The 17,647-nt window shown below is 66.7% G+C and carries 13 protein-coding genes; 2 read left to right on the top strand and 11 right to left on the bottom strand.

Going from position 1 to position 17,647, the window contains the following annotated elements:
- The first annotated feature begins 63 nt into the window (after positions 1-63).
- Complete coding sequence (locus tag BLR91_RS02495) at positions 64-2,715, top strand: family 78 glycoside hydrolase catalytic domain (protein ID WP_442911334.1); 2,652 nt, start codon at positions 64-66, stop codon at positions 2,713-2,715.
- A gap of 63 nt (positions 2,716-2,778) precedes the next feature.
- Here BLR91_RS02495 and BLR91_RS02490 read toward each other — a convergent pair whose 3' ends face one another.
- From BLR91_RS02490 to uxaC, 3 genes are read right to left on the bottom strand one after another with little or no spacing between them, the layout of a single operon-like run.
- Positions 2,779-3,999 carry a glycoside hydrolase family 1 protein gene (locus BLR91_RS02490; RefSeq protein ID WP_089877343.1) on the bottom strand — a complete coding sequence of 407 codons (1,221 nt, stop codon included), beginning with the start codon at positions 3,997-3,999 and terminating at the stop codon, positions 2,779-2,781.
- Positions 3,996-5,381: a mannitol dehydrogenase family protein gene (locus tag BLR91_RS02485; protein ID WP_089877346.1), complete on the bottom strand. Its 1,386-nt coding sequence runs from the start codon at positions 5,379-5,381 to the stop codon at positions 3,996-3,998. The genes BLR91_RS02490 and BLR91_RS02485 overlap by 4 nt, the downstream gene beginning before the upstream one ends.
- Complete coding sequence (gene uxaC, locus BLR91_RS02480; RefSeq protein WP_089877349.1) at positions 5,378-6,766, bottom strand: glucuronate isomerase; 1,389 nt, start codon at positions 6,764-6,766, stop codon at positions 5,378-5,380. The genes BLR91_RS02485 and uxaC overlap by 4 nt, the downstream gene beginning before the upstream one ends.
- Before the next feature lie 179 nt (positions 6,767-6,945).
- Between uxaC and BLR91_RS02475 the strand changes: the two genes are divergently transcribed.
- Positions 6,946-7,971: a LacI family DNA-binding transcriptional regulator gene (locus BLR91_RS02475; RefSeq protein WP_172823181.1), complete on the top strand. Its 1,026-nt coding sequence runs from the start codon at positions 6,946-6,948 to the stop codon at positions 7,969-7,971.
- Positions 7,972-8,183: 212 nt separating this feature from the next.
- Here the strand turns inward: BLR91_RS02475 and BLR91_RS02470 are convergent, their stop codons facing one another.
- The 8 genes from BLR91_RS02470 to BLR91_RS02435 all read right to left on the bottom strand — a co-directional run bounded on the left by BLR91_RS02470 (position 8,184) and on the right by BLR91_RS02435 (position 17,546).
- On the bottom strand, positions 8,184-9,020 hold the full coding sequence (locus BLR91_RS02470) for a carbohydrate ABC transporter permease (protein ID WP_089877358.1): 837 nt from the start codon (positions 9,018-9,020) through the stop codon (positions 8,184-8,186).
- 2 nt (positions 9,021-9,022) lie between these two features.
- Positions 9,023-9,988 carry a carbohydrate ABC transporter permease gene (locus BLR91_RS02465; protein WP_089881597.1) on the bottom strand — a complete coding sequence of 322 codons (966 nt, stop codon included), beginning with the start codon at positions 9,986-9,988 and terminating at the stop codon, positions 9,023-9,025.
- Positions 9,989-10,028: 40 nt separating this feature from the next.
- A complete protein-coding gene (locus BLR91_RS02460; protein ID WP_157694680.1) occupies positions 10,029-11,321 on the bottom strand; it encodes an ABC transporter substrate-binding protein in 1,293 nt (430 codons plus the stop codon).
- Between the two features lie 26 nt (positions 11,322-11,347).
- Positions 11,348-12,583, bottom strand: coding sequence for an alpha-hydroxy acid oxidase (locus BLR91_RS02455; protein ID WP_231919014.1), 1,236 nt, complete (start codon positions 12,581-12,583; stop codon positions 11,348-11,350).
- 76 nt (positions 12,584-12,659) lie between these two features.
- Positions 12,660-14,465 (bottom strand): CocE/NonD family hydrolase, encoded by a 1,806-nt coding sequence (locus BLR91_RS02450; RefSeq protein WP_089877369.1) that lies wholly within the window; start codon positions 14,463-14,465, stop codon positions 12,660-12,662.
- Positions 14,462-16,162, bottom strand: coding sequence for a GMC oxidoreductase (locus BLR91_RS02445; RefSeq protein ID WP_089877373.1), 1,701 nt, complete (start codon positions 16,160-16,162; stop codon positions 14,462-14,464). Before BLR91_RS02445 ends, BLR91_RS02450 begins: the two co-directional genes overlap by 4 nt.
- Entirely contained in the window at positions 16,159-17,130 is a 972-nt protein-coding gene (locus BLR91_RS02440) for a sugar phosphate isomerase/epimerase family protein (protein ID WP_089877376.1), read from the bottom strand. Before BLR91_RS02440 ends, BLR91_RS02445 begins: the two co-directional genes overlap by 4 nt.
- Positions 17,130-17,546: a C-glycoside deglycosidase beta subunit domain-containing protein gene (locus tag BLR91_RS02435; RefSeq protein ID WP_089877379.1), complete on the bottom strand. Its 417-nt coding sequence runs from the start codon at positions 17,544-17,546 to the stop codon at positions 17,130-17,132. The genes BLR91_RS02440 and BLR91_RS02435 overlap by 1 nt, the downstream gene beginning before the upstream one ends.
- Positions 17,547-17,647: the final 101 nt, after the last annotated feature.

Raw genomic sequence — 17,647 nt, 5'->3', positions numbered from 1 at the left:
GGTTTTTGGAATTTCGGCAAGCGATTGCCATAATGGCACTGCGAACTCCGCAACTCACGCAATATGGAGGCGATGACGCCGATGACCGAGACGGCACCCAGTGGGCTACGAATCGACGCAGGCGGTGACCAGTTCCCGGTGTCTGCTGATCGCCCCCGGCTCTCCTGGCTGCCGCTGGACGGCGCCGACGGCTACGAGCTCCACGCCACCATCGACGACGTCTCCCTCGAACCGGTCAGCGCAGCGGGCCACCGCCTCAACTCGTGGCCGTGGCGTCCGTTGCAGAGCGGCGAGCGCGTCCGCTGGCGTGTGCGCGTCCCGGGGGGCACGTGGAGTGAGGAGCACGTGTTCGAGGCCGGCCTGCTCGACGCCGACTGGAGCGCCGACTGGATCTCGCCTCCTACACCGTCTGATGTCGTCTTCGGAAAGCGGCCCGGCCACTCCCTCCGCCGAAGCTTCGCCGTCGATCGCCCCCTTCGCCGCGCGCGTCTCTACTCGACCGCGCTCGGCGTCTACGAGGCATTCGTCAACGGGAGCCGGGTCGGCGCGGCCGAGCTCTCGCCCGGCTCCACCTCGTACGACAAGACGGTGTACGCCCAGGCCGCGGATGTGGCACCGTCGCTGAACGTCGGCGAGAACACCCTGGAACTCGTGCTCACCGACGGCTGGTACCAGGGCCAGGTGGGCGCCTTCCACGCACGCGCCGCCTGGACCGACGGGGACGACGTCGCTGCCCGCGCCGAGCTGCACCTGCTCTTCGAGGACGGGACGACCGAGACCGTCCGAACCGACGGATCCTGGACCAGCTGGACCTCACCCATCGTCCGAGCCGGACTCATGGACGGCCAGGCGACCGATCTCACCGTCGAGCCCTCCCAGCTCGGGCCTGTGCGTGTCGGCGCCGTTACGGCGCCCCCGATCAGCTGGTCGCCCGCACCGCCAGTTCGACGCGTCGAAGTACGCCCGCCCGTTTGGCTCACCCGGCTCGACTCGGGCTCCTGGATCGCCGACTTCGGACAGAACGCCTCGGGATGGACGCGCCTGACCGATCTCGGTCCGCGCGGCTCCCGGACCTCGATCGAGCACGGCGAGCACCTCGACTCGTCCGGCGATCTCGACATGTCGCATCTCGACTCGGAGCGCGAAGGCGACGGCCTGGTGGTCCTCGACCAACGCGACGAGGTCGTTTCCGACGGCTCCGATGGGTCGGCATTCGAGCCGCGGCACACCGTCCACGGCTTTCAGTACGCACGCATCCAGCGCGGCGACCTACCCCTGTCGGCTGATGCGATCACGATGCAGGTCGTCAACACAGACCTGGCCCCGGCGGGTTCGTTCCGGTGCAGCGACGACGACCTCAACCGGCTGTACGAGATCGCGAACTGGAGCTTCCGCGGGAACGCCGTGGACATCCCCACCGACTGCCCGCAGCGCGAACGAATCGGCTGGACCGGCGACTACCAGGTCTTCGCCTCCACCGCCGTCCGGCTGTTCGACGTGCACGGCTTCACCCGGAAATGGCTGCAGTCGGTGCGCGACGACCAGCTGGACGACGGCCGCATCGCAAACTTCTCGCCCGACGGTCGCCAGGTCAAGCACCACCCCGACCTGCAGGTCGCTCAGATGACCGGGTCGGCAGGATGGGGCGACGCCATCATCCACGTCCCGTGGATCCTCTACGAGACCTACGGCGACCGCGACGAGCTCGCGGCGAACTGGGATGCGATGACCCGCTGGGTGGAGTGGGCTCTGGACACCGCGCGCACCTGCCGCCATCCGTCGCGCGTGCAGCGTTCCCCCGAACCGCTCCCGCACGAGCAGTATCTGTGGGACGGTTCCTTCCACTGGGGCGAGTGGTGCGAACCGAAGGAGCGCGCGGCGGACGGCTCACTCGTCGACCCGCTGCAAGACAACCCGATGGCCTGGTTCATGGAGGACAAGGGCGAGGTCGGCACCGCCTACCTGTACCGCTCCACCACCACGCTCGCGCGCATCGCAGCGATCCTCGGCCGCGAGGGCGATGCCGCGCGCTACACGGACGAAGCGCAGCACGTGCGCGACGCGTGGCGCACCGAGTTCCTCCCTGCGGACGGTCGCACGGTGAAGGACACGCAGGCGGCGTACGTGCGCGCGCTGAGCTTCGGGCTCATTCCGGACCACCTGCGATCGCGGGCGGCGGATCGCCTCGTCGAGCTCATCCGACGTGCGGGCAATCACCTGGGCACCGGGTTCTTGTCGACCGCGGACCTGCTCCCGGTCCTCGTCGAAACCGGGCACGCCGATGTCGCCTACGAGGTGCTCTTCCAGCGTACCTCCCCCTCCTGGCTCGGGATGCTGGACCGCGGCGCGACGACGATCTGGGAGGACTGGGACGGCGTGGATGAGGACGGTCGCGCCTTCGCCTCGCTCAACCATTACTCGAAGGGCGCCGTGGTGCGCTTCCTCCACACCCACCTCCTGGGTCTCGACCAGGCTCCGGACTCGGTCGCCTGGGAGTCGTTCCTCCTGCGTCCCGTTCCCGGCGGCGGCGTCACCTGGGCCGAGGGCTCGTACCGTACACCGCAGGGAACGATCGAGGCGTCCTGGCGCATCGAAGACGGACGGATCACCGTCTCCGGCGCGGTCCCTCCCGCCACGACCGGAACCATCGTCCTCCCCGACGGCCGCTCGATTCAGGTCGGTCCCGGCCGGTTCACGGTGTCGTCGGCGGCCTGACCGGCACACAGAGAAGAGGGCGCCGGCGGTGGATCCGCCGGCGCCCTCTTCCGTTTCCGTCTGTCAGGCGGCGCGTTCCACCCGCCCGTTCCGGCGCGCCACATCGCCCAGCCAGCCCAAGCTCGGCTTCGGCGTGCGCACGAAGGTCTCGCGGTCCACTTGGATCAAGCCGAACGTCGGCTCCCAGTGGCCCCACTCGTAGTTGTCGAGCAGCGACCAGTGCAGATAACCCTGCACATCCACCCCGTCCGCCATCGCCGCACCGAGATGGTGGAGGGCTTCGTCCGTGTACGCGATACGGCGAGAGTCATCGTGCGTCGCGATGCCGTTCTCAGTGACGACGATCGGCACCCCACCCGTGACCTCGGCTGTGTGCCGCACCGCGATCCCGAGCGCGTCCGGCCGGTAAGCGGTGCCCACCAGCGTGTTGTCGGGATGCTGCGGGTGCGGCTCGATGCCGTCCGCGTTCACCCACTGCGCCGAGTACGACTGCACGCCCACGAAGTCGTCGCCCCGCGAGCCCTCGAGGTAGAGGTCCTCCCAGATGTACTCGAGCTCGCGGCGCTTCTCCCCGCCGCCCGGCCGGGTCTCGAACGCCCGGTTCGCGACCGTCCAGCCGACGTTCGCTCCGGTGCGTTCCCGGACGATGTCACGGACGGCGTGGTGCGCCTCCACGAAGATCCGTCCGATCTCCGGACTGGGAGCCGGCAGGGCCGGGCGCGGCCCGTCCGTGTCGACGGTCGGGCTCTGCCACCCTTCGCCGTTCTCCTGCGCCTGCTGCATCAAGACAGCCATACCGGTCATCATCGCGAGCATGTTGGGCTCGTTCATGGTGGCCACCCATTCCACGCCGTCAAGGATGGTCGTCGCCGTCTCGACGTAAGAGCGGAATCGGTCGATCGCTCCCGGCGCGGTCCAGCCGCCCTGCTCGGCGAACCACCGCGGATTCGTGAAGTGGTGCAAGGTGACGAACGGCGTGATGCCCAGCTCGTTCGCCGTATCGATCATCCGGCGGTAGTGCGCCAGCTCGGCACGCGAGATCAGGCCTGGCTCGGGCTCGATCCGCGCCCACTCGATGCCGAAGCGGTAGCTGTTCAATCCCGCGTCGGCGAGAAGCTGCATGTCTTCGCGGTAGCGGTGATAGCTGTCGCACGCGTCGCCGCTGCGCTCCATGCCCGGGACGCGGCCCTCGTTGGCCCAGAAGTCGCTGTTGAGGTTGTTGCCCTCGATCTGGTGCGGCGCGGTGGAGGCGCCCCAGAGGAAGCCGTCAGGGAAGGTCGTCATCGATTCGTTCCTACTTTCTCGGGTGCCCAGGCGGCCTCGATGGCCGACCGGATGTCGTGGATGGTCTTCACGAATTCCTCGTCCTCCGCGAGTTCGGGAGCGAGCTCACGAACGGTCGAGAGCAGGTCGGCGCTGGCCGCCTCCCGAAGGGTCCATGCGGCGATGGCGGTTGCGGCGCCGACGGCGCTGTGACCTGCTTCCCGCTCCGCCAGGGCAACCGGCACGATGCGGAGCCGCAGTTTGGTGCGGGACCCTTCGGCGATCTGGTCGAGTTGGTGGACGATCCGCGGGTTCGCGAACCGCTCCGCGAGGGCCTGCCGGTACTCGATGGTCTCGACGCTCGGAAGGTTTCGCGCAGCCTCCTCCCACAACTCGTCGACTTGGGCGCGGCAGACCGGGTCCGTAAACGCCTCTGCAACAGTCGCGTGCCCGCGCAACCGGCCGGACGACGCGAGCAGTGTGTGGGCGCCGTTCAGCATCCAGAGTTTCCGCGCCTCCCACGGGGTGATGTCGTCCACGAAGCGGGCGCCAGCGGTCTCCCACTGCGGGCGGCCGGACGGGAAGTCGCCCGCCAGCACCCAGTCGGCGAACGGTTCGGTCACAACGGGCGTCTCATCGAACCAGCCCGTGGCCGTGGCGACCAGCGTCCGGTCGTCCGGACCGAGGCGGGGCGTGATGCGGTCGACCGACGTGGACACGAACGACGTTCCGAGCGGGAGCCAGTCCGCCAGCGTGGGGTCGACTTCCTGCGCCAGCCGGCCGAGGGCGCGACGGATCAGGGGCCCGTTCTCGGGCAGGTTGTCGCAGGGCACGATGGCGATCGGCGGCGCATCCGCCAGCCGGCGATGATGCAGTCCGAGCAGCAGGCGGCCGAGAACCGTTCGCGGTCCTGCCCCGGCGCCCGCCGCACGGAGTTCGTGCGTCTCGAGCATGTCGCGGAGAAGCGCGATATCCGAGTGGACATCGGGATCATCCAGATCCAGTGCACCGGTGGCATCCACCCGGTATCCCGCTTCCGTGATGGTCAGCGTGACGATGGCGACCTGCGGAGACGCGAAGGTGGCGACGAAGCCGGGGACGTCGTCGCCGGCTGACGCTTCCACGATGCTCCCGATGAGCTCGAACCGGTCATCCTCTGGGCCGCGCTCGACCAGCGTGTAGACGCACCCCTGCGCGGCGAGGAGTTCTGCCGCACCCGGCCGTCGCCCCGTGAACGCCGCGATCCCCCACTGGTCGGCGTCCGCGGCGTGCGCGGTGTACCAGGCCTGGTGGGAGCGATGGAAGGCACCGAGCCCGAGGTGCACGATCCGGACCGGTGGAGTTCTCTCGGGGTGCGGTAGCGCGTGGTGCGTGAGACGCGGGGCGGCAGATGCGGCAGTCACAGTTTGAAGACCCTCTTCGGCAACGGTCCGACCAGGTCGTCGGCAATCCTCTCGGCGACCCCCAGGGCGATCCGGCCCTCGGCGACGTAGCGCGCGAGGAAGGCGGCATCCGCGCGCCGTGCCGTGTCGTGACGTGCCGGGATGGAGAGGAAGGCACGGGTGTCGTCGATGAATCCAGAGCCGCGGTAGAACCCCGCGGTCTCCGTCACCGCGGACCGGAACCGGCCGATCGCGTCCGGCGCGTCCAGGAACCACCACGGCGCCCCGATGTACACGCTCCGGTAGAAGGCCGCCAAGGGGGCGAGCTCCCGCGAGTACACCGTCTCATCGACGGCGAAGAGCACCAGATGAAACCCGTCGGCGTTCCCGAACCGCTGCAGGAGCGGCCGGAGGCCACGGACGAAGTCGGTGCGCACCGGGATGTCGTGGCCGGTATCCGGACCGAAGCGCTCGAACGTCTCGGTGTGGTGATTACGCAGAACCCCGGCGTGAACGGTCATCACGAGTCCGTCGTCCACGCTCATGCGGGCCATCTGAAACAGCATGTGGGCCCGGAATGCACGCCTTCCGTCGGCGCCCGCCGTCCCCGCGATGACCTCCGCGAACAGCCGCTGGGCGTCGTCGGGCGGCAGGTCCAGCGCGAGGGGATCCTCGACACCGTGGTCGGCGGACACCGCGCCGTGATCGATGAAGTGGCGACGACGTCCCTCCAGCGCCGCCAGATAGCCGGCGAACGTCGCGGGTTGTCCCGCGACCGCCAGAAGACGGTCGACGTTCTCGGCGAATCCACCCGCGTCAGGGTCAAGGTACTTGTCAGGCCGGAACGTCGGCACGACCCGGAGCCCCGAATCCCGTAGCGCGTCGTGCTGTGCGAGCTCGGCGAACGGGTCGTCCGTCGTGGCGAGCACCTCGATGCCGAATCGTTCGAACAGGGCCCGCGGGGTGAAATCGGACTCCGCGAGACGGCCGGAAATCTGATCATAGATCGCGTCCGCGTTCGCCGGGCTGAGTTCGCGGTCCACCCCCAGCACCGAACTCAGTGCCTCCTCCAGCCAGTAGCCGGAGGCGGTACCGGCGAAGAGGTGCCACTTCTCAGCGAGCAGCCGCCACACCGCCCGCGGGTCGGCGCCGCCAGCGACGCCGAGCTGTTCCAGATCGACACCTCCCGCGTGGAGCAAGCGCGTCACGTAGTGGTCGTATGTGACGAGGAGGTCGGCCGGGTCGCGGAACCGCTGACCCTCCGCCAGCCATTCGACCGGGACGTGACCATGCGGCGAGACGACCGGAGCATTCGCCACGCGCAGATAAAGGTCGCGCGCAATGTCCCGGGTACGCGGATCTGCGGGAAGAAGGCGATCGGGGTCGCGACGTTGCGGCGGGTGCATTGGCCCATTTCACCGCGCTAACGGATTTTTGTCAACCGATTGCCGAATCGGCTCGTACACCACTGCCTGCGCTGACCAAACGGCATCGGGGGGCGCACCGAGGCCTCCAGCGTTACATTTCCGCTAGACTGTGCCAACCGCTTGCCGGAACAATGACGTCGTATCGTAGAGGGAGCCCCGTGAGCGAAACTGAGGCATCGGTGCCGGTCCGCATAAGCGTCCGCAAGCCGCCGGCGACCATCTACGACATCGCAAAGGCCACCGGCGTGAGCCCCTCGACCGTATCCCGCGCGCTGAACAAGCCGGGACGACTCAAGGAAGCCACCGAACGCCGTATCCGCGACGCCGCCGACGAGCTCGGATACCGAATCAATCCGATGGCGCGAGCCCTGCCCACCGGCAAAACCGGGACCCTCGCCCTGCTGGTGTCGGACATCACCAACCCGGTGTATTTCGACGTCGTCCGGGGCGCCGAGCGCGTCGCCACCGCGAACGGTCTGACGCTCGTGTTCGCCGAGTCGCAGGAGTCGCCGGAACTGGAGCTCGCGACGGCCGAGCGACTGCAGACCTCCGTCGATGGACTGTTCCTCGTCGCCTCGCGCCTGACCGACGATCAGATCACCGCCCTGGCCTCCATCAAACCGGTCATCATCGCCAACCGGCTGGTGCCAGGCGTGACCTCGGTGATCCCGGACCCGCGTCCCGGTATCGGTGCCGCCCTCGACCAGCTCCAGGAGTTCGGGCACCGCCGCATCGCCTACCTCTCCGGGCCCGACGCATCCTGGATGAACGACGTGCGATGGCGCACCCTCTTCGCGTACGCCGTCGAGCGCGACATGTCGATCGTGGAGATCGCCTCGACGGCCCCCACCCGGGAGGGCGGAGCAGAGGCGCTTCCTCGTGTGCTCGCCGCCGACGTGAGCGCCGTCATCGCATACAACGACCTCGTGGCGCTGGGCTTACTGCGGGCAGCGCGCGAGCACGGCGTCGAGGTACCGCGCGAGCTCAGCATCATCGGCTTCGACGACATTTTCGGAGCGGACCTTCCCACTCCTGCTCTGAGCACCATCAAGAGCCCTCTGCGTGAACTGGGCGAGGCGGGCACGCACCGACTCCTCGTGGAGATCCAAGAACGCGACGAAGAGCATGCACCGTCGCTGCCCACCCTGTTCATCAGTCGCGAATCGGTGGCGGACCGCCGATAGCGGAGCTCCACTGACGCACTACCTTCGCGCTCAGTGATTGAAACGCCGCCATTGAGATCACCTGGAGTCGCTCTCGCCCTTTGGGTTGCTTCTCTTCAACAAGGACCTTGATGACGTCACGCACCGCAAGTGCGGGGCAATCGATGTCTGGCGAACTCGGGCACAAGAGGCGTGGCAGAACAGCGAAGAGAAGGTGCAATCGTGTGGGCTCGTCAGCTCTTGATGCCCCCGGCGAAGCCCTGGATGAACTTGCGCTGCGCGAAGACGTAGAACACCAGCACAGGGATCATCGACACGATGATCCCCGCGAAGATGACGTTCCACGTCGACACGTTGGCACCGACGAATCCATAGATGACGACGGGAAGTGTGGCGTTCGCTGACCCCGAGAGGAAGATCAACTGCGTGAAGAAGTCGTTCCAGATGATGAGACCCGCGAGGATCGCCACGGTTCCGGTGGCGGGGGCGAGCAGCGGAAAGATGATGCGAAGGAAGGTCTGGAGTCGTGAGGAGCCGTCCATCTGCGCCGCCTCTTCGTATTCACGAGGGAGGGACCGCGCGAATCCGGTGTAGAGGAAGACGACCAGGGGCATGAGAAGTCCGCTGTACAACACGATCAACCCGAAAGGACTCCCGACAAGACCCACCGTGCGCAGGACGACGTAGACCGGCACCATCCCCAATTGAAACGGAAGGATGATGCCGACCAGGAACAGGATGTACAGGGTGTTGCTCAGCCGGCCGGGCAGGCGAGCCATCGTATAGGCCGCGATGGATCCGAAGGCGATGAGCACGATGAGACTGCCTGCCGTCACGATCACGCTGCTGATCAGTCCTCCGGGGATGCTCCCGGTCGCGGAACCCGCCCACGCGTCGCCGAATGCGGACACGCTCGGCGCGCGAGGCAGGGCGATCGCCGACGACAGGAAGGCGTCGGAATTGCCTTTGAACGAAACGTTGAGGAGGAAATAGAACGGGATCATCAGCACCATGGCGACAATGATCGTGACGATCTCCAGTGCGAACCCGCGGCTCCCATAGCGATGCATGGTCAGTCCTCTCGTTGACGCAGCAGGGTGACCTGGAGCACCGCTGCCACGACGATCAAAAGGGTCAGGATCAGCGACAGGGCCGACCCGTAGCCGAACCTCCCGTTGACGAAGGTCTCCTTGTAGACGAGGGTCGCGAGCGTCTGGGTCGAGTTGAATGGGCCGCCCCCGGTCAGCGCCAGCACCTGGTCGAAGATCCGCAGACCCTGAATCAGTGTGAGGGCCGACGCTATGACGACCGTCGGCCGAAGAAGCGGCAGGACGATCCGACGGAATCGGGCCCACGCCGAGGCTCCGTCGACCGCAGCGGCCTCTTCCAGCTCCGCGGGCACTGTGGCCAGACCGGCCAGGTAGATCACCATCGTCAGGCCGATGTTCTGCCACACCACCACGACGACGATGGTCCAGATCGCCGTATGGGGATCGCCGAGCCAGGCCACCGCCCACGAGTCCCGACCTACCGCTCGGAGCACCTCGTTGAGTGGGCCGTTCGGCTGGAAGATGAACTTCCACACGTACGCAACGCCGAGTGGGCTGAGCACGACCGGCAAGAAGATCAGTACGCGAAGGACGTATCGGCTCTTCAACGTGCGATTGAGCGCCAACGCCAGTCCCAGACCGAACACGTTCGTGAGGACGACGAAGCAGACGGCCAGCAGCAGCGTGTTCCAGAGAGCTTGAACTGTCTCGGGAGACCTGAAGGCGCCCGCGAAGTTGTCGAATCCGACGAAATTGAAGGCGCCGAGACCGCTCCAGTCGGTGAACGCGAACACCGACCCCGCTCCGACACCCAAGTACTGGACGCCGATGGTCAGGACGACAGCCGGCGCGGCCCACCACCAGGTCGCCGAACGACGACCGGTGGCCTGCTTCTGCGCGCGCCTACTGCGGCGCACCGCCCGGCCGAGATCGCCAGCCCCGGTCGGGTGTGCGGAGTCGAGTGTGACGCCCTTTGTCTGGCTGGTCATGGCACGAGCCCGAGCATGCAGCATGTCATCCGACGCGCCTTCATCCCCATGCCGCATCCATGGACTGGAGGACTTGCGACACGGTGGTCTGACCGGTCAGCAGACCCTGGACACCGGTGCCGAGCGCGTCGTAGACGGACGCGTTGGGCCACAGCAGGTTGGGCAAGGGTGCGTTGCGCTCGGGGTTGGTTAGGTACGGCTCCAAGCTCGCGTACTGGTCCGGCACGTGCGAACCGTTCAAGACCGTGGTCAGTGAGAGGTTGCCGTTCGCTTTGGCGAACGCGTCCAGGTTCTGTGGCTCCGTCCAGAACTTCAGCAACGCTTTCGCCGCGTCGATGTGCTTGCCGGCCGCGTTGATGGCCAGAGCGTTGGTCGGGGATGCGAAGAGGAAGGTGTCACTCGACTTCACACCGGGTAGGGCTGCGACCGAGATCGTGGCGCTCGGTGCAAGCTGAGCGAGCTGGGAAGCGATTCCCGCCGGCGCGAAGATCGAGAGGATCTTCCCTGACGCGAACACCGGGGTCACCGTCTCCGGGGAACCCCCCTCCGAGCCTGGCTGGAAGCATCCCGAGTCCTTCATCTTCACGAAGGCCTCCAGCGTCGACTTCCACCCCGATGACCCGGCGAACGTCACCTTGCCAGCGGACCGCTTGGCGTTCCAGTCCGGTTGTGCCGCGTAAACGCGGGAAGCGGCGAGTTGCAGAGCGGCCAGGCCGGTGTTGCTGGATTGCGCCCCGGCGAGTCCGAAAAGGGAGGTTCCCCCCGCGGCGGGGACTGCGGTGCACTGCTTCAGAAGCTCGGCGAAGGTGGAAGCCGGTTTGATTCCGGCCGACGTGAACGCAGTCGAGTTGATCACCTCGGAGATCGGCGCGATGTCGACGGGAACAGCGGTGAGAGCAGCACCCTGGTAGTAGAGGTCGTGCGCGCTCTTCGGAACTGTGGCGGTGGCCCAGGATTCCTTCGACAGATCGACGAGCTGCCCGGCTTTGGCGAAGACGCCAAGCGAATTGCCCGACCCCGTGCCCGGCGAACCCCAGACGACGTCGGGTGCGTTTCCGGCCTGGAATTGCGTCCGGACCGTCTGGGAATAGCTGTCGGTGGGGATCTCCTGCAACCGAACGGTGATGCCCTCGTGATTGCTCTTGTTGAACGCGTCGATGATGTCCTGGTAGGCGCTGGTCTTGCCGAAGCGGGTCTCGGTGGCGAGGGTGATCGTGACAGGGCCGGCGGCTTTCGCCGTGCCGGAGGAGCTGCAGCCGGCAAGAGCCAAGGCTGCTACGAGTGGAACGGCGAATGGAAGCAGCCGTCGGCGGCTGATCGGGGTCGGTTTCATGAGGTGGTTCCCTTCTGACGTCGTCGTCATTTCAGTGGTGAGAGCACGGCGGACCGGGGAGTGATCCGGTTCGTTTGGAGCTCCAGACTGTGGAGCTGTCTGACATGCCCTGGATGGAGATCAGCGAGATTCTGGACTCCGAGAAGCTTCATCGTCCGGATGACCTCGTCCCTGAGGATCGAGATCGTCCGGTCGACGCCACGTCGTCCGCCGGCCATGAGTCCGTATAGGTATGCGCGGCCGATCAGGGTGAATCGTGCGCCGAGCGCAACCGCCGCCACGATGTCCCCGCCGGACATGATCCCGGTGTCGACGCCGATTTCGACATCCCGCCCGACTTCGCGTACGACGGCCGGGAGGAGGCTGAGCGGGACCGGTGCACGATCCAGTTGCCGTCCGCCGTGGTTGGACAGGACTATTCCGTCGACTCCGTGGTGGGTCAGCTTCTTGGCGTCCTCGAGGTTCTGCACGCCCTTCACGACCAGCTTTCCCGGCCAGAGGTTTCGCACGGTGTCGAGATCCGCATAGGAGATCGAGGGATCCATCGCGGCGTCGACCAGTTCGCTGACACCGGCACCGATGGAGGTGAGGGACGAGAACTCCAGGGGCGCTGTGGTCAGAAGGTCGAACCACCACCACGGGCGAGGGAGGGCGTTCGCGACCGTCCGCAGCGTCAACCGGGGCGGGATGGAGAATCCGTTTCGCCTGTCGCGCAATCGCGCTCCGGACACCGGTGTGTCCACCGTGAAGTACAGCGTGTCGTACCCGGCTGCCGCTGCCCTGCTCACCAGCCCGTAAGAGATCTCGCGGTCCTTCATCACGTACAGCTGGAACCAGTTCCGCCCCGTCGGATTGGCCTTCGCGACCTCTTCGATGGATGCGGTGCCGAGGGTCGACAGCGTGAAGGGGATGCCCGCCGCCCCGGCAGCGGAGGCGCCGGCGATCTCCCCATCGGTCTGCATCAGACGGGTGAACCCTGTCGGGGCGATCGCGAATGGAAGCTCGGACGGCGCTCCGAGGATCTGCGAGGACGTGTCGACGTCGGAGGGTAGGCCCCGAAGGATCCGAGGCGAGAATTCGATGTCATCGAATCCGCGACGGGCTCTCGCGATCGAGATCTCCCGCTCTGCGGCTCCGTCCGCGTAGTCGAACGCCGCTCGCGGTGTTCTCCGTTGTGCGATCGTACGCAGGTCGCCGATGGTCGAGGCCGAACGGAGACGGCGCTCGGTCCCGTCGAGCGTGGGCCGACGGATGGTGAGCATCTCGGTGAGTTGCGAGATTCTGGGGAGCTGGCGCTTCACGGGTGCACCTCCGTCCGGATCGGTTGAGTGCTGGTTCTCATCGCGCGGCGACAAGAGGCACGTAGAGGGTGGAACCGGCATGGGGGCCGGTGTGGATGGTGTGGCGTCCGGCGTTCCGTGTCGGAAGTTGAGCTGCCGGCAGTCCTGTGACGGTGGGCGACGGAGGAAGCGGCCCTCCTGGCCTGCTCGCGATCTCGAGTACCAGGCGCTGCCCGGGGCGGAGATGGAGCCCGCTCGGCCACAGCCCGATATCGAGGTCGACGGGTTCCCGCGGGGAAAGCGGCTCATCTCGGTCGTGCGCGAGATACGGCGCCAGGAGAGTCGAGCGGCGTGGGTCGAGCGCACGCCGGGAGGCCCGGATCCGGCCAGTCGGTCCGAGGTAGACGTCCGAGGCGGTCAGGCGGCCATCCCGCGCACGGGACGCGACGGCCTCCCGCTGGGCCGGATAGGGCACGTGAAAGCGCACGGTTCCGTCGGCATCGGTGACGTACACGCTGGCGAACAGATCCATATCGTCCCCATCGCTGGTCTCCGCGCGAAGGTGCAGATTGAGCGGCCCCACGAGCATGCACTCAACCTCTACGGGCCACACGAACCGAGCTGCAGCGGCCGGATCCGCGGTGTCGTAACCGACGGTGCCGCTCTCAGCTGGCAGAGCACGGACGAGAGTTCCAGCGTTCGCATCCAGATGGAGCGGGGTCGCCGTAGCGTCGACCGGCGGATAGGCGAGGGCGGGGATGTCGACCAGGTCGCGATCATCGAGTTCGAGGATGGAATACCTCACCCGTGGTGTGGTCTCCCAGTCGTTGGACTCGCCCTTTAGATAGCGGTCGAAGAACCGCCGCAGGTCGGCCAGACGATCCGGATCAGCGATATCCACCCACTCGTGAGTATTGTGAATTCGCAACCATTTCTGCTCGGACCCCAAGCGCTCGTACGCCCGCAGCGTCGATCGGGTGTGGAGCGAATTCGTCCAGCTCGCCACTACGTACGCGGGCACCTCGATCGACTCCAACTCGGGACGCTTATCCGCCCAATACGCGCCCTCGTGCGGGTAGCTGAGCAGGGTACCGGTGACATCTTCGAACCGGCCGTTCCCGTAGAGGTGTCCCACGATGTCGGCGTCGTGGAAGGCGAGATCGGGGATGCCGCCGCGCATCAGAATGTCGCGGAAGACGTCAGTGGCGCCTTCCCATGGAGCGATGGCTGCGAGGTGCGGCGGTCGCTCGGCGGCACCGGCCCACTGCGCCATCGCCAAGTAGGAGTTGCCGGCCATGCCGACTTTCCCGGTGCACCAGGTTTGAGCGGCCGTCCACTCCACGACATCGGCGACGTCGCCGGCTGTCGTGGAGCCGAGGAACCGGAAGTCCCCGCCGGAGTGCCCGGTGCCGCGTGCGTCGACGACCACGAGCGCGTAGCCGTGCTGGCACCACGCCGCCGGGTCGAGCGCTTCGAACGGCTGGAGCCCTGAGAGCTGCTCAGCCGGCACGCCGAAGCGAGTGGCGTTGACGTTCGCGTTCCAGTAGCCGCCGCGCTTGCTGTAGATGGTGTACAGGAGAATCGCGGGTATAGCAGCCGTGCCGGCGCGCCTGTAGACGTCGGCGTAGAGCGTCGTCCCATCCGAAAGCGTGATGGCGACATCGTCGAACACCTCGATGTCCACCGGGAGAGGCCGCGCCCCCTCTGCGTGCACAGAGGCCGCGGGAAGCAGACGGGTCCCCGGCCTGAACTCGGGTATGGGCGGCTCGGAAAGCGAGAGCGGGTTGCCGGGCCTGTAGAGCACGGTCGTCTGCTGTTCGCCTTCAGGTGCTCCAGCATGCTCCGACGGGCTGCGCGCGGTCATTCGCCCACCGCCCCTGCGCGGTGGCGGGTGAGAGTACCCGCGGCATGTTCGGACGCGACGTGCGCGCAGGCCCGGGCGGTCAACGCCATGATGGTGAGGGTCGGACCGACGATGCCGTTGGTGACGTAGCTGCTGGCGTCCGTGACGAACAGGTTGGGCACGTCCCACGCCTGGTTGAACGGGTTGAGGACCGCTGTGGCGGGATCGTCTCCCATTCGTGCGCCTCCGCATTCGTGGATCGCGGCACCGATCGCGAGGCTCTTGGTGAACGAGGCTCGGAAGATGGCGCGGCTGAACGGATCCGCGTCGGGGAAGACCCGTTTCGAGTCGAGGCCCAGTGTGGACCCGGCGAAGTTGACGCGCACACCTGCGTTCTCGGCCATCTCCCGCATCCCGCGAACCTGTTCCCGGAGAAGGGCCCTCTCGTTGTCGGTCAGCGTCACGTGGATCCTAGGGATGGGGACGCCCCAGGCATCGTTGCGGCGACGGTGAATGGTGATGTGGTTCTCGCGGTGGGGAAGCATCTCGCCGAAGCCCATCATTCCGACTGCTCCCGGATGCCCGGGCGGGACAGGAATTCGCCCCAGCACCCCTTGCACCGCGTATCCGCCGACGTAAGGCGAACCGGGTGCGAAGCCGTCCATCATGGGGAGATACAGCCCGCCGGCCGCGGCGTAGTACGCGTCAACGGGCGCTGACGTGTCGTCCTCCCATCCGCGGAAACGAGGCGTGTCACCGAAGAGGAGTGCCGGAGTCTGGTCCATGAAGTAATGGCCGACGAGCCCGGAGGAATTGGCGAGACCGTCCGGGTGGCGTGCGCTGCCCGAGTTGGCCAGAAGCCGCACCGACTCGATGGTGGACGCGCACAGCATCACGATGTCGGCGAAGACTCGATGCGCACGTTTCGTCACCCGGTCGATGAACACAGCGCCATCCGCGAGGCCCGTCCGATCGTCGATCGTGATCTGGCGCACGACAGCATCCGTCCTGGTGGTCAGCCTGCCCGTGCGTCGCGCGGCCAGGATGCCCAGAGGGACGCGCTGAGGGTTCGGTGCGGCATACCGCCACGCGATGCCGCGACGCTCCGGCCATCGTTCTCGGGTCTTCTCCGCGAAATCGCGCTCAGCCTCCGTGAGCGACGACGCCCCGATATACTTCCCGTCGGGGAGGATGGGGACGCCGTCGGTGTTGCCGTACAGCCCGAGGAACTCCTCGACGCGGTCGTACCACGGCTCGACGTCGGCATAGCGGAGGGGCCAACGCTGGGCGCCGCGCTCGCGGCCCGCCCCTCCGTCGAAGTCGTAATCGGAACTGCGAAGGAGCACGCGCCCGTACGAGTGGAGTCGTCCACCGAGTTGTCGCCCACGAACCCAGAGGAAGTCCTGCCCCTTGACCGAGTACGGGTTCTGAAGGTCGTTCACGAGGAACGGGCTGGTCTTCTCGCTGAAGAACGCACGACGCACCTGGATCGGCTGGCGGCGCAGTACTGCTGCCTTGGCGCGTGGGTAGAGACCGATCCCCATGGGCCGCACGGGCTCTGGCGGCAGCGGCGCGAAGTCGGCCTCGCTGATGTCCGGTCCGGCCTCGAGCAGCAGGACCTCGAGGCCGCGTTCGGTGAGCTCTTTCACGGCGATGCTTCCGGCGGCGCCGGAGCCCACGACGATCACGTCGAATCGCTGTGACAGCTGAACGCTCATGCGGCGGCCTTCGTCTCGATCTGCCTGCGCAGGAATCCTTGCACGGTGCGGATCTGATCGAGGGCACTGAGTTCGGTGTCCCAGTGGTGCCCCTCGTATTCGCAGGAGATGAATCCGTCGTAGCCGCCATCGAGCAGGACGGAGACGATCTCCGGGAATCGCACGGCGGAGTCCGTTCCCGACTCGTCGATGCCGTAGAACTTGCCGTGCGCGTGGACGATGTGAGGTAGGAGCGGCACAAGATCCTGGGGGTGGCCGTGACCGAAGTAGACCTCGCTCTCTAGAGCCATGAGGTCGCCGAGGGCGCCCCCGCCCAGGTCCGCCACTTCCTGACGCAGCTGCTCCACCGGAGTGCGTTGCCTCCACCCTCTGAGCACATGGTCGATCACCTGTTCCGGCACGCCCTGGTCGGTGAACCGTTTTACGTAGATCGCCGCCGGCGAGTGGCAGAACGCCCCGCTGTCGGGAGTGAACCCCAGATACGGGGAGTCGATCTTCTGGACCTTCTCGATCGCTGGCTTCAACGCCTCCACCGTCATCGGCGCATGGATCTCCATTCCCATCTTCACGTCGTACTTCTCGGCGTAGGGCAGCAGGTCGTTGATGACCGACTCGGCCACCTGCGTGCGGATGACAGGGAAGCCCAGTCGGGCAGCAGCGCGTATCTGCAACCGCAGGTAGTCGATCTGTTCATCTCTGCTGGCCAGCCGGCCGCGAAAGCGCTCGCGGTCGGCGTATGCGCCGTACGCGCTGGGTTGGAGCCCGTATTGGTCGACGAGTTTGCGGAACGTGTACTCGAATTCCGGGGTGAGTACCGGGAACCCGCGGATCATCTGCGGACCGACGATCTCGACCCCTTGGCCCTCGCCCAGCGAGCCGGCCGCGGCGAAGCAGTCCTGGAGTGAGTAGCGATACGTGTAGTAGTCGACGTTGAAGCTGTAGAGCGTGACTCCGAGTTTGAGGGTCATCAGCTGTCCTTACCGAGGAATTCGACGGTGCGTGAATGTTCGGCCGTCTGCGTGAAGTCGATGGGCCAGTACTCCGGCTCTGCGTAGGGAATCCGGAGTGTCAGCGTGAGAGCGACGCTGTGCATGCCCGGCTGCAGCCCGTCCGGCCTTGTGAAACGGACCGTTGCCCGGTCCAGCACGAACCACTCGACTTCGGCCAACCCACCGAGATCGGCGACCGGGTGTTCGGCGTCTCCGACGCTGATCGTCATGCCCTCGCCATCGACCGTGTCGTCATCGATCGAGATGGCAACAGCCTCCACGCACGAAAGCGGGAGCGACCGGTACCACGGGAGTCGAAGGCCGACGGCCGCCGTGCCGCCCATCGTCGGTCCCACTAGATCCGCCTGATCGGGGAGCATCAGCTCGTCAAACACTGCCGCCACCTACCTGGTCGGCTGAGCATGTCAACATGTGGGCCACCGTGCTCCTCCTCGAGCTCTAAAGATCCGGTCACCTTAGGTGTACCGACGTGATA

The organism is Leifsonia sp. 466MF, assembly GCF_900100265.1.
Classification (GTDB): Bacteria; Actinomycetota; Actinomycetes; order Actinomycetales; family Microbacteriaceae; genus Leifsonia.
The sequence above is the reverse complement of the archived record's forward strand: the minus strand, read 5'-3'. Positions and strand labels throughout refer to the sequence as shown.

What these genes read in the sequence shown, in the direction of transcription:
- BLR91_RS02450 (WP_089877369.1), bottom strand. Translation starts at nt 14,465, where the DNA reads ATGACCGCGCGCAGCCCGTCGGAGCATGCTGGAGCACCTGAAGGCGAA.
- BLR91_RS02440 (WP_089877376.1), bottom strand. Translation starts at nt 17,130, where the DNA reads ATGACCCTCAAACTCGGAGTCACGCTCTACAGCTTCAACGTCGACTAC.
- BLR91_RS02445 (WP_089877373.1), bottom strand. Translation starts at nt 16,162, where the DNA reads ATGAGCGTTCAGCTGTCACAGCGATTCGACGTGATCGTCGTGGGCTCC.
- BLR91_RS02465 (WP_089881597.1), bottom strand. Translation starts at nt 9,988, where the DNA reads ATGACCAGCCAGACAAAGGGCGTCACACTCGACTCCGCACACCCGACC.
- BLR91_RS02490 (WP_089877343.1), bottom strand. Translation starts at nt 3,999, where the DNA reads ATGACGACCTTCCCTGACGGCTTCCTCTGGGGCGCCTCCACCGCGCCG.
- BLR91_RS02455 (WP_231919014.1), bottom strand. Translation starts at nt 12,583, where the DNA reads ATGCTCACCATCCGTCGGCCCACGCTCGACGGGACCGAGCGCCGTCTC.
- BLR91_RS02460 (WP_157694680.1), bottom strand. Translation starts at nt 11,321, where the DNA reads ATGAAACCGACCCCGATCAGCCGCCGACGGCTGCTTCCATTCGCCGTT.
- uxaC (WP_089877349.1), bottom strand. Translation starts at nt 6,766, where the DNA reads ATGCACCCGCCGCAACGTCGCGACCCCGATCGCCTTCTTCCCGCAGAT.
- BLR91_RS02470 (WP_089877358.1), bottom strand. Translation starts at nt 9,020, where the DNA reads ATGCATCGCTATGGGAGCCGCGGGTTCGCACTGGAGATCGTCACGATC.
- BLR91_RS02495 (WP_442911334.1), top strand. Translation starts at nt 64, where the DNA reads ATGGAGGCGATGACGCCGATGACCGAGACGGCACCCAGTGGGCTACGA.